Annotated in this window: 9 protein-coding genes; 4 read left to right on the forward strand and 5 right to left on the reverse strand. The window is 66.4% G+C overall.

Annotation, left to right across the window (positions count from 1 at the left end; genetic code table 11):
• The first annotated feature begins 54 nt into the window (after positions 1 to 54).
• Positions 55 to 1,226, forward strand: a protein-coding gene (locus tag H7F38_RS16540) for an IS3 family transposase (protein WP_187094410.1) whose coding sequence is annotated in 2 segments (ribosomal slippage) — positions 55 to 307 and positions 307 to 1,226 — 1,173 coding nt in all. Because the reading frame shifts where the segments join, the coding sequence is not laid out codon by codon here.
• A gap of 305 nt (positions 1,227 to 1,531) precedes the next feature.
• Here H7F38_RS16540 and H7F38_RS16545 read toward each other — a convergent pair.
• Positions 1,532 to 2,776 (reverse strand): ISL3 family transposase, encoded by a 1,245-nt coding sequence (locus tag H7F38_RS16545; protein WP_187090860.1) that lies wholly within the window; start codon positions 2,774 to 2,776, stop codon positions 1,532 to 1,534.
• A gap of 462 nt (positions 2,777 to 3,238) precedes the next feature.
• On the opposite strand from H7F38_RS16545, the gene H7F38_RS16550 reads away from it, so the two are divergent.
• Positions 3,239 to 4,702, forward strand: a complete 1,464-nt coding sequence (locus H7F38_RS16550; protein WP_255498023.1) for an NAD(P)-binding protein — start codon at positions 3,239 to 3,241, stop codon at positions 4,700 to 4,702.
• Between the two features lie 115 nt (positions 4,703 to 4,817).
• Here the strand turns inward: H7F38_RS16550 and H7F38_RS16555 are convergent, their stop codons facing one another.
• Both H7F38_RS16555 and H7F38_RS16560 read right to left on the reverse strand, forming a co-directional pair.
• On the reverse strand, positions 4,818 to 5,579 hold the full coding sequence (locus H7F38_RS16555) for a DinB family protein (RefSeq protein ID WP_187090862.1): 762 nt from the start codon (positions 5,577 to 5,579) through the stop codon (positions 4,818 to 4,820).
• A 291-nt stretch (positions 5,580 to 5,870) separates the two neighbouring features.
• Positions 5,871 to 6,350 carry a hypothetical protein gene (locus H7F38_RS16560; RefSeq protein WP_187090863.1) on the reverse strand — a complete coding sequence of 160 codons (480 nt, stop codon included), beginning with the start codon at positions 6,348 to 6,350 and terminating at the stop codon, positions 5,871 to 5,873.
• A gap of 493 nt (positions 6,351 to 6,843) precedes the next feature.
• Between H7F38_RS16560 and H7F38_RS16565 the strand changes: the two genes are divergently transcribed.
• Positions 6,844 to 8,286, forward strand: a complete 1,443-nt coding sequence (locus H7F38_RS16565) for a D-arabinono-1,4-lactone oxidase (RefSeq protein WP_187090864.1) — start codon at positions 6,844 to 6,846, stop codon at positions 8,284 to 8,286.
• Positions 8,283 to 9,140, forward strand: coding sequence for a glycosyltransferase family 8 protein (locus tag H7F38_RS16570; RefSeq protein ID WP_187090865.1), 858 nt, complete (start codon positions 8,283 to 8,285; stop codon positions 9,138 to 9,140). Before H7F38_RS16565 ends, H7F38_RS16570 begins: the two co-directional genes overlap by 4 nt.
• Positions 9,141 to 9,256: 116 nt before the next feature.
• On the opposite strand, the gene H7F38_RS16575 is transcribed toward H7F38_RS16570, so the two are convergent.
• Positions 9,257 to 10,018 (reverse strand): phosphotransferase family protein, encoded by a 762-nt coding sequence (locus H7F38_RS16575; RefSeq protein ID WP_187090866.1) that lies wholly within the window; start codon positions 10,016 to 10,018, stop codon positions 9,257 to 9,259.
• Between the two features lie 32 nt (positions 10,019 to 10,050).
• On the reverse strand, positions 10,051 to 12,168 hold the full coding sequence (locus H7F38_RS16580) for a glycosyltransferase family 4 protein (protein WP_187090867.1): 2,118 nt from the start codon (positions 12,166 to 12,168) through the stop codon (positions 10,051 to 10,053).
• Positions 12,169 to 12,177: the final 9 nt, after the last annotated feature.

Genomic DNA, 12,177 nt, shown 5'->3' on the forward strand with positions numbered 1-12,177 from the left:
TACTTCCCGGACTTGGACCCCCAAGTAGAATTGCCGGAAAGGATCGGAGAAATGGTGAGCAAGTTTCGAGGCAAGTACACCCCGGAGTTTCGGGATACGGCCGTGCGGGAGGTGACCGACAAATCTCGGCCCATCGCTGACGTTGCTCGCGAACTGGGCTTGGTGGAGCAGACCCTGCGGAACTGGGTGGCGGCCCATCGCGAGCGTCACGGCGGCGACACGCAGGAACTGACCGTGTCGGAGCGGGCGAAGCTGAAGGCGTTGGAGAAAGAAGTGCGTGAGCTTCGTATGGAGAACGAATTTCTGGGAAAAGCAACGGCCTTCTTCGCCAAGAAATCGCAGTGAGCAGAAAGTATGCATTCATTGCGAGTGAAGAAGGCCACTACCCGCTGCACCTGATGTTCCGCTGGGCGAAGGTGTCGAAGTCCGGCTTCTACGAGTGGAAGGGTCGCGGGCCGTCCTACACCAGCCGGCGCCGCACCCATCTTGCTCGGCTGATCACGGCGTTGTTCGAGGCCTCCGATGGGACCTACGGCTACCGTCGGGTACACGCTGACCTGCTGCGATCGGGCTATTGGGCTGATGACGACACGGTCCGGCAGATCATGCGGGAGCTCGACCTGGTGCCATGCCAGCCCCGTCCGTTTCGGCCGGTCACTACCATCGCCGGCGACACCGGTCAGACCCCTGACCTGGTAAAACGGCACTTCAACGCGGTCGTGCCGGGTACGAAGCTGGTCGGTGACATCACCTATATCCCGACCTGGGAGGGCTGGCTGTACTTGGCGACCGTGCTGGACTGCGCTACGAAGAAAGTCGTCGGCTACGCAATGGCAGATCACATGCGGGCATCGCTGGTGGTTGACGCTCTGAAAATGGCCGCACGTAATGTCAGGATTGTTCCCGATGTCAGCATATTTCACAGTGACCGCGGAAGCCAGTACTGCTCTCAGGACTTCGCTGACCTCACTACCCACCTCAAAGTTCGTCGGTCGGTAGGACGAACTGGTGTGTGTTATGACAATGCTTGGGCAGAATCATTCAACGGCACACTGAAAGTGGAAAGGGTGAATCGTACTAGTTATCCGACCCGTGAACAGGCGGAGATGGACATCACGCGGTACATTGAATTAAGATACAATCAGGTTCGGTTGCACTCGGCGCTGGGATACATTACGCCCAACGAAGCAGAGCAATGGTGGTTGGCCAACAACTCCGCAGCGTAGTAGTCACCGTTCTACAGTCCGGAAAACGGCGGGCGGCTCAACCCTCCCGCAGGCCACTTGACCCCAAGCAACCCCACCCGACCAGCAACAAGAAGAACCACCGGAACGTGGAATCCGGCACCACCCAGGTGACCTTGGGTCGCTCCGACGAACCCGCAGACCCCGCGGCGGGCGTCACAACACCAGATCTATCGCGCAGAGGGAAGGCCGACCATCTCAAGAAAGATCGAGGCTAGTGCCCGGATGCAGTCCTTCTGATGGATATTGGGTTTGTATTCGGGTCTCCTGACGTTTTCGTGGGTGGTTTAGCGTCCGGGAAGCGGCGGGCATAACCCGCCGCGGGTGAGCATTGCCATGGCTATCAACGCTTCTGGGCTGTGAAAGCCGTACGACCTGCGGGTCAAGGCCCGTAGGTGGGTGTTGGTGGCCTCGGATTGGGCGTTGCTCATGTGGTGGATCAGGGTGTTCCAAATCAGCTGCTGGAACCGCTTCAACGTTGCGGCCAGGGCGATGAAGCCGGGGAGTTGGGAGCGGCGGGCCCAGGCGATCCAGCCGGCCAGCAGTTCACGGCCGGCCTGGCCCTTGACCTGGAACACCGCGCGCAGTTGCTCCTTCAGCAGATACGCCCGATACAGATGCCGGTTGGTCTGGGCGATCGAGGCGACCGACCCGCGTTGCTCCGGGGACAGGTCCGCCGGGTTTTTCAGCAATGCCCAGCGGCTGCCCTTCACCGACGACGCCTGCGCGGAGCTACTGTTACCCCGCAGCGTGTTCCACGTTTGACGACGGACCTTGTCCAACTCCCGGGTGGCCCACCCCACGATATGAAACGGATCCAATCCCAGCACCGCCTGCGGGGCCCGGACCGTCACGGTGTCGTGGATCCACTGCGCCCCGTCGGCCAAGACGTGCGTCAACGCCGCCGCCCGGTCCGGGCCGAGCTCGTCGAAGAACCGACCCAGGGTGTCGCTGTTGCGGCCCGGTGCGGCCCACACCAACCTGCCTGAGTCCTGATCCACCACGCACGTCAGATACCGCTGGCCTTTGCGGTGGGAGATTTCATCGATGCCGATCCGCTGCAGCCCCGCGAGCACGTCCCGGCCGGCCAAACCGTCGGCGACGACGTGCTCGATGATTGCGCTCACGTGCCGCCACGACGTCCGCATCAACTGCGCCACCACCGACGAAGCGGTGTGCGCCGCCAACCACGCGCACTGGTCTTCAAACGCTCGGGTTGCCCGCGCGCCGGGTCGGGCCCACGGCACCGCCGCGACGACCACCCCGTGCGTCCGGCAGTTCACCCGCGGAGCCGCAGCCTGCAGGAATACCATCGTCGACCCCCAGTCCAGCGACCGCCACCGCCGGGTTCCGCCGCCCTGGTCATAGCCCGGCCGTCTACGCCGGCATCGACTGCACCTACTCCGGGCGCCCTTCGTCGCACGCACCGAAACGACCAGCACCTGCCGGTCGTCGGCCTCCTCCCACGCCACATCGCACACCTGCAGTTGCTCGACACCGAGCAGCTTTCGCCATATCGTTACACCGCGCACACCGTGCTCCTGGATAGTGACTGACCCTAGATAAGCCAGAACCTATACGCAGCCCGGTGTGTCGCCCACAACCAGGGGTCAAACCACCCACGAGAACGTCACAAGAGCCTTATATTCCTCATGGATTTAGATTGTACACATGGAGAACGCGGCGATTGGCTTTTGAATATGGAGGTGTGTTACCTAAAACTCCGAACGCCGCTCCGACAAGTCTACTCAATGACGCATTTTCAAAACTCGATGGCGATGTGCAAGTAAAATTAGTGGCCCAGTCTTTGATCCTGAGCGTTCATGGTGACCAGTACATATTTGGTCATGGCGGGAAGGCCTTGTCTCGGCCTTTCTCCAGTGCTCCAGGCGCAAGCGCGACCCGGTAGGGCGTGCAGCACGCCGCCTGGGTTGAACGAAACCTCGGGTGGTTCCATGACCCGGGCGATCGCCAACTGAAGCACCCCGGGTTTGATGGTGGCTTGGCCGGATCCGGGGCGCGGGTCACCCTTCCCCGGTTCCGTTGCTCAGTTTTTACTTGACGGACCGGGGAGTGGATGTCACCGTTTCCTGACTGCTCGAGGTGTCGCCATCCAGGGAGTCGCTTTGAATGTCGCCGTCATCGGTGCAGGCCCGGCCGGTCTGTTCGTGGGTGCCGCTCTGGCTCGGCGGAGTCATCGGGTTACGGCGGTGGACCGTGACATCGGGCCGGGCGGCGGTGGGGAGTGGGCCCGACGGGGGGTGATGCAATTTCACCATGCCCACACCTTCCGCCCGCAGGTCGCCGACGCGTTGCTGGCCGAAATGCCGCTGGCCTACAAGTGTTGGCTGGATGCCGGGGCGGAGCCGGTCACGGCGACCTTCGACGGCCGGGACCGGATGATCGGCGTCCGGTCCCGCCGGGTCACCTTCGAGAGGGCCTTGCGAAGTGCAGCCGTGCAGGTCGATTGTTTGCAGATCCGGCGCGGCCACGTCGACGGAATCCTCACTCGGAACGGTCGCGCTGCCGGGGTGCAGGTCGATGGCGTCGCCTTCGATGCGGACCTGGTGATCGATTGCTCCGGTCGGGCGGGACGGGCTGCCAGGGGATTGGGCGGACGGCGGACCGTGGGTGGAAACTGCGGCATCGCCTACGTCGACCGGCAGTACCGACTGCGGCCGGGTGCGCTGCCTGGTCCGATGAGCAATCCGATCGGCTACATGGCCGGGTACGACGGCTACATGGTGGTGGTGTTTCCGCACGAGTACCGCCTGTTCTCGACCGTGATCATCCGCTCGACCGCCAACCGCGATCTGATCGCGCTCCGCCACGCGGCGGCGTTCGATGCCGTTGCCCGGGCCATCCCCGCTCTGGCGGAATGGACGGACCCCGCCATCGCGGAGCCGGTCACCTCGGTTCTGCCGGGCGGCGCCCTGATGAATGTGTACCGCGGCCAGAGCGACGAGGATGGGCGGCTGATCCTGCCGGGTTTGATCTTTCTGGGCGATGCGGTATGCACCACCACCCCGAATTTCGGGCGCGGCTTGACCACCACGATGATGCAGTGCACCGAGTTGCTGGCGCTGCTGGACGCCGGGCCACGGCACCTGGACGACGTGGGAGAACAGTTCGACCAATGGTGCGATGCTGCGATGTTGCCGTGGGTCCAGGACCACATGACCATCGACGACGCGCAGGCCGACCGGTGGAACGGCCATGCCGTCGATCTGTCGAAGGCGCTGCCGTCGGATCTGATCGTGGAGGCCGCGGCGGTCGACGCAACGATCGGCGCCCGGATCGGTCCGTACCTGTCGATGCAGCAGGGCCCGGATTCCCTGGCTGCCCTGGAATCCAGAGCCCACGCGGTGTTCGCCGGCGGATGGAGTCCCGCTCCCCCGCCGGGTCCCACGGCGGCGCAACTATCAGAAATCGTGACGATCGCCTTGGCGTCGCCTTGACAATCGATACCTCGCATCCGCACCTTAGGTGATGCGTCGATGGGCACGGCCTATGGACATCTCGGTATCGACGGGCCGGCGAGCGGAGGTCACCGCCAGGTGCGACAAGCGTCCGCTAGGAGTTTTGCGCCGGGGCCACCCGGCCGGCAATCGTTTTAAGATCCCGCACGGCGTAGCGGTGGTGTTCCCACTCCTCCTCGAGGATCGTGTGCAGGCACGCGAGAGTGCTCTCGGGATGTCCTGGAGCCCATGGGTTCTTGCGGACCGCGGCCAGTTCGTCCAGAGTCACTGCGGCGAGGAAGTCGCGCACCATGGCGACCCGCTCGGCCCGGACCCGGAGGACTTCCGCGTAGGTCGAAGCCGCAGTGGCGAAGACGGCCAGGTCGTAGCCGTCGGTCTCGTACTCGACATTCGGCTGGCCGATGGGGTGGTAGGGCTGCTCGATCTCCAGGATGGCACGACCGAGCCAGGTGTCCGTGGCCATGACCAGGTGCCGCAGCGTCTGGGCGAACGACCATTCACCGTCGACCGGGATTTCTACCGAGCCGGGCGGCATCGTCTCGGCGTACTCGAGGGTGGCCGCCCAGCACTGCTCGAGCTGGGCCCAGGCGGTCCGGAGCCCCTCGGGATCTGTGGCGTGCCTGTCGGCGCGACCCGGAAAACGGCGGTCCAGTTCGGCTTGGACGAACGGAACCACATCGATACCGTTGATGCGCAGGGCGTTCCCGCTGTCCAACAACCAGGGTGCGTCGATATCGGCTCCCGCCACGTCGACCCCGCGCATGACGGCGCCGGACAGGTCAGACCTGACGAACCGAGCTCCCCGGAGGTTCGTGTCGATGAACGTCGGTACGTCGGACTGGTCGGAGGCAGCCATGACGGAAACTCTTTCACCCCGGGCCGACGGCGAGCAATGAATTGTAAGTGTTGGGTGGATTGAACGGCTCGGCCCGATCATGATCACCAACGACACCGCACCTTCGCTGGTGGCACCTCCTGGCGCGACCCCTACTTGGGCGACGTCTGATTGTTGCCGTCCAGCCGCGGGCAGCTGCTCCCCTCCTCCCCCGGCGTCATCATGTGACCAATTCCTGACACGTCGATACGCAAGAAATGCGCACCGCTTCGTGGGTCCCGCGCGCCGCCGGAAGCGAGTAACCGGGTCGGGTCAGTCGGTCGCGGACCCGCGGCCCTCCAGATCGTGAACGATGTTGGCGATGAACCGGGCCTTGAGGACCGGGATCGCGGCTTTGATGGCGGCCTCGGCCGGCAGTTGGAGCATGGCCAACCAATGCGGCAGACGAGCCTCGAAACTCCAGGTCAACGTCGTGTCCACCGGATCGAGTCGGTCCGGGTCTTCGGCGTTGTCGGCGAACCGCACCGCCATGGTGACGAAGATCCCGCCTTGGGTACCGGCGGCCTCGATGCGGGCCCCGGGCTCGAATCCAGTCACCTCCCCGGTGACCGTCAGCAGCAGCGCGGGCAGGTGCAGCTCAGCACGGACCCGGCCGCCGGCGACCAGGAAGTCCTCCTCCGGACCGATTCGAACGCCCGCAGCGGTCGGCCAGTTCGCCCTGGCCACCGCGGCGTCGAAAACGGCTCCGCGAGTATGACCGCGAAGTGTCTCGACTCCTCGGTCCCGGATCATGAGGCCAACCGTAACGAACCGAACGGGCATCGACGGCGACCGGCGGAGCCCTTGGAGACCGGATTGCATAGCTCCTGGCGCGGCAGGGGTCGCATCTCAGAGGTCGCCCTCTTACTACGCAACGAAGCGGGCGGACTCCGGTGACGAAGCGTCTCCGGAATGACCGGGCCTCTGGCGGCAGCCGCGCCTGTCAGCCCCTGCGAAGGCGCTCTTTTCCGCTCGAACACGCTCAGCCGGGCACATCGGGACCCGTCCGACCCACCCGTGACGAGGCCCGCGGTCGCCGGACTCGACGCCGGCCCCCTCGTCGCAGATCGACGCGAAACGGGCCGACGATGGTGACAGGGCGTCACCAGAATGACCGGATTCACACATCGCAAGGCCCCCGGAGGCGGTGTTTGTTCGGCAGAGTGGAGGGGCACGGTGACCTATGAGACAGCCCGAAGAACGCATCGTCGAATGCGGCGCCGGGCCTGATGTTGAGGAGTAATCGATGGGCCTCCAGCAGCTTGCCTACCCGCGCCGCGAACCGGAACTCACCGGAGAGGACGTCCGCCTGCGGAACTGGGCACGCAATGCCACTCTCGGCGAGCCCGGATCGGTCAATGCGCCCAGGACCGAGGCGGAGGTACGCGCCTTCCTCGCCGAGACCAGCGGCAAAGTTCGGGTGATCGGTAGTCGCATGTCCCCGGGCCGACTGCTCGAATTGACGCAGGACGGCGATGCCCTCCTGGATCTGAGCCACCTGAGCGGCCTGGTGTCGATGACCGACGACACGGCGACCTTCGCCGGCGCCACCCCGCTGGACGAGGTGTACTCGGTCCTGTCCGGCGTCGGGAGGATGCTGCCGTCCTCGCCCGGGGTCATCGCGTCGCAGACGCTGGCCGGGGCCCTGTCGACCGGCACCCACGGCCAAGGCCTACAGCAGAGCACCATCGCCGACGCGGCGTTGACGATCCGGATGGTGCTGGCCGATGGATCCGTGCAGGATTTCGACCGCGACCATCCCTGGTTCCCGGCCGTCCAGCTCGGACTGGGGTCGTTGGGTGTCATCACGCAGGTGACGCTGCGGATCCAGCGCTCCCCGATCTACACCTGCCGCAAGAACGCAGTCAGCGCCGACGCCCTCGAGGAGGATCTCCAGACCTGGAATCTCGAGAACGACCTGGTCAAGGCGTGGTGGTTCCCCCAGGAGGGCCAGGTGCAGGTCTGGGCAGCACGCGAGGCCACCGACGAGGAAGTCGGCCGGTACCGCGATGGCGGCGGCCGACTCGTCGAGCACGCAACGGTCAGCAACGCGATGAACGACACCATCGACCAGACACTGCGCCACCTGCGCGATGACACGAAAACCGTAGCCCACGACGACAAGCCGTCCCGGACGGTCACCCGGTTCCGGGACTTCACCGACGTCACCGGCGACATCTACCAGGTGTTCTGCCGTGGGATCGCCACACCCCAGATCAATGTCGAGATCGGGATCCCGCTCGCACTGGCCGGCGGGATGATCAAGAAGATCAAGGACTGGCACACCGAGACACGACCTCGGATGCACTACCCGGTCATCCTGCGGTGCACCGGTCCTTCCAACGCATGGCTCAGCCCCAGCTACGGGCAGGACACCTGCTACTTCGGCTTCGTCGTCTACTACGCAGACGACGGGTCGCTCTCCGAAGAGGGCGAAAGCTTTCTCCACGCGGTGGAGGAAGTGCTGGCCGCAGAGGGCGGAAGGCCGCACTGGGGCAAGTATTTCGACGAGGCGCTCTACGACTGGCCCGCGCTCTACCCACACTGGGAAGCCTTCCGTCAGGTGCGTGAGGCGCTGGACCCGCAGCGCCGATTCGCCAACGCCTTCACCACCGAGCTGTTCGACGGCGATTCCGAACACGGCGATGACGAGCACGGCCATCACGAACACCGAGCGTCCGGACGATGAAGGCGTGGGCCACGCTCCTGACGCAGTCGAACTATCTGGTGGGTGTGCGAACCCTTCGTGCGTCACTCGAGAAGTCGGGCAGTCCCTACCCTCTGGTCGTCATCGTGACCGACGGCATCGATGCGCAGAGTCGGCAACTGCTGGAGGACGACGGCTGCCTGCTACGTGAGGTCGAGCCACTCCGTCCTGGCAGCGAACTGCAGGACCACTACGCCAACGCCCGATTCGCGGAGGTGTGGACCAAGTTGGCAGCATGGCGCCTGACCGAATTCGAGCGCATCGTCTTCCTGGACGCCGACATGCTCGCGACCAAGAACATGGACGAGCTGTTCTCGCTGGAACTCCCCGACGGCACCATCGCCGCCTGCCATGCGTGCCGTTGCAACCCCAACCGCATTGCGAGCTATCCGGAGACCTGGGCGCCGGCGAACTGCTTCTACACCTACTGCCGGGGGGTGGAACACACCAGCGAACCTGCCGTCGTGGACGACTATTTCAACGGCGGCTTTCTCGTACTCACTCCGGACGAGGCGGTCTACGTCGACATGGTGGACAGACTGGCTGCGGTCCAGGACCTCTCGCGCTACCCGTTCGCCGAGCAGGATTTCCTCAACAAGTACTACCACCGTCGGTGGCAGCCCCTTCCCTACATCTACAACGCACTCAAGACGCTGCCCTTCCAACACCCGGCGCTGTGGGACATCTCAGCGGTGAAGAACATCCACTACATCATCGACAAGCCGTGGGAGAAGGCACTGGATGTCGACGACCGGTACTACCCGGTCAACAAGCTGTGGTGGGAGGTCGCTGCGACGACCAGCCCGGCAGGCCTGCGCGAGCGGATCCGGATCTGACGTTCGACTCGCGGGTTGCGGCCCCCCGGGGCGGGCGCTCGGTCAATTCGAGGGGACCGAATGTGCCGGGGGGCCCGCCGCGAGGAGTCGTAGCGCCTCGCGCAGCACCTTGGTCGTCAGGTCCGGGTCCGATTGCAGCGACGACCATCCGTGGACGATCCGCAGCAGCGCCGACACCCGGTAGAAGGTCCACGAAGGCGACAGGCATCCCGATGCCCCGAACTCGACCGCAGGTAGGACTCGGCCAGATCGTCGCCCACCTGCCAGGTGGGAAGGTGGCCGCTGCTCAGCCCGGTGACCCAGTGCCAGGCACCCCAGTAGGAGATGTCCCGGGCCGGCTCGGCCATCTGCAGGCGATCGAAATCGATCAGCACCAGGCCCGATGCAGTCAGCAGCACGTTGCGCGGCGAGAAGTCCCCGTGGGAAACGACCAGCCGGCCCGTGGGCCCGATCGCGGCGGCCAGACCTTCGACCACATGCCGGGCCAGCGCCGGCACCGCTGACCGTGGACCTGCCGCCCTGGTGAGCTCGTCGACGTTCCGGCGACTGGATCGGACCAGTGCGGCGGGGTCTCGTCGGCGGTCCACCCGAACACCGCTGCGGTGCAGATCCAGCAACAGCCGTCCCACGTCGGGGGTCAAGCCGACCGAAAGCCCGGGGTCGCCCCGGCTGCCGATCAGATCACCGGTGAGGAACTGCATCTCGACCTCACCTCGAACCGGGTCGACGCCGCGGGGGCGGGGCAGACCCGGGGGTCGACGGCTCCTCCCGAAGGGTGAAGCCCACAGCGCGCACATCGCCGAGTGGACGGCCTCGGCCCCGCCCGCGACGTAGCGCTTCACGAGGACGGTGTCGCCCCCGCGCCGATCGACTCGCACGGGACGATCGGCATGCCCCTCGGGCGACAGGATCATGGCCTCACCGCGGTCCGGCCGGGCACCCCGGCAACGCCGTCGGGTCTGCGACCCCGTTGCCGCACCGATCGGTCGGCCAGCAGTCGGTCGTGCAGCCGGTGGTCCCCGTGCCTGCTGACGGCCAGCGCTGCGAGCCGGAGCACCGCGACGTCGATCCACCGCTCGAGGTCGCCGAGGTGGACCGCCGACACGCCCCGGTAGCCGTCCAGGAAGCCGGCCTCGGCGGCCAGTGCGACGTCGGGAGCACACCCGCCTCGCAGGCGCTCACGTCGAAGGTGGGCCACCATGTTGCCGACGTCCAGGGAGCGCGGGGCCATGGCACAGTCATCCAGGTCCACCCACCGCGCGTCTCCTGCCGGTCCCACGATGAGCTGTGCGGGATGGCAGTCCCGATGGGCACACACCCAATCGGCGTCCGCGTCCGGGCGGTGCCGGATCGCTTCGCGGACCGCGCCGATGGTGCTCGGCAACGCGTGACGTTCCAGCTGCGCCACCTCCTGCTCCCATCCCCACCGGCGGTCGAGTTGCACACCGCAGTCGTGCAGGCGGCGAAGCTCCGTTCCGGCCTGGTGGCAGCCGGCCACGAACGGCGTCCCGCTCAGGTGGTCCAGTTCCACACCCTCGTGATAAGTGAGCAGGTGGATATGTCCGTCGGGGTCGCACGCCACGCTGGTGGGCACGATGCGCCCGGCCGGGCCGGACGCGATCAGGCCGAGCCGCCGGGCGTTTCCGCGCGCCCGCGGTGACGCGAAAACCTCGACCACCACCAGCTTGTCGCCCATGACGACGAGCGTGGTGACCCGCCTTCCGGGTAGATGCCGGAGCAGGCGGACGAACCGGGCCCCCGCGCACAGGGCGCTGGCCGTCGCTGAGAACGGCCGGAGGGCCTCGTCCGTCAGCATCGGGTGGTCGGAGGGCCAGGCCATGGAGGAGGGCAGGTGATCTGTGCTCGTCCGCACTCCGGCCGGTCCGGAGGCGGCCGAGACGATCTGCGCCGCCCGCCCGGTCCACCCATGCCGGGACAACGTGTGCGCCCGCGCGCGTGCAGCGCGGTCACGGCCGGGACCCGGATCCGAGAGTTCGGAGGTCAGGGCGCGGGCCAGAGCAGCCGGGTCGCCGGGGGTGACGAGTGTGCCGCACCGTCCCTCCTGCAGGACCTCCCGGATCTGTCCGATGTCACTGGCCACGACGGGCACCCCGGCGGCCAGGTACTCGTACAGCTTGAGCGGCGAGAAACCGAAACTCGTCAGGCGCGGGTAGGGCGCCAACGCCAGATCGCAGGCGGCCAGCATCTGCGGAACTCTGTCGTGGGCCAGATGACCGAGCCAGTGCACACGATCAGCGACCCCGAGTGCCTCGGCCCGCCCCGCGAGATCGGTTCGCAGCTCCCCTGTTCCGGCGACGACCAGGTGCACCCGCTCCGGCAGGCCGGCAAGGGCTTCGAGGGCGACGTCCAGTCCGTGCCACGGTCGGAGCGACCCGGTGAAGCCGATCAGGTCGGCGTCGGCCGGCAACCCGAAGCTTGCCCGCGACCGTGCGCGGTCGTAGCGGGCCGCGAACAGCTCGGTGTCGACGCCGTTGGGAACGGTCAGGCACGGACCGCCCGCGGACAGCGGGGTGATGTCGGCCGCTACCTGGTCGCTCACCGCAACTCGCAGATCGGCGGTGGCCAGCACGCGGGCTTCGAGGTCGCGGGCGATGGTCCCCAGATGCAGCCCGCGCCAGGTGGTCTCCTCCGTGCTGAGCAGCGCGTTGACCTCCACCACATGGGTGGCGCCGGTGGCCGCCGCCACCTCGAGGCCCGCGGTCCCGAACAGCGACAGCCGCTCGTAGATCATCTGAGGTCGCAGCGCAGCCGCCACCTCGCCGGCCTTCCTGCTCACCGCCGCGCTCGTCGCCAGCTTCCGCCGCGCTCGTTCGAGTCCCGCAGACCGGCCAGGATGCGGCACCACGTGTACCGGCATCGCCCACACGCTGTCGGTCGCAGACGTCGCGGAGGCCACCCCGACCACCTCGACCTGATGGCCGAGGGCGGTGAACGCATGCGAGATCGCTTGCAGGTGGATGGATGCGCCCTTCCCGCCCCCGATGCGGACCCCGGTGTCCGAGCACACCACCAGGAT

It is taken from the genome of Nakamurella sp. PAMC28650 (assembly GCF_014303395.1).
GTDB lineage: Bacteria > Actinomycetota > Actinomycetes > Mycobacteriales > Nakamurellaceae > Nakamurella.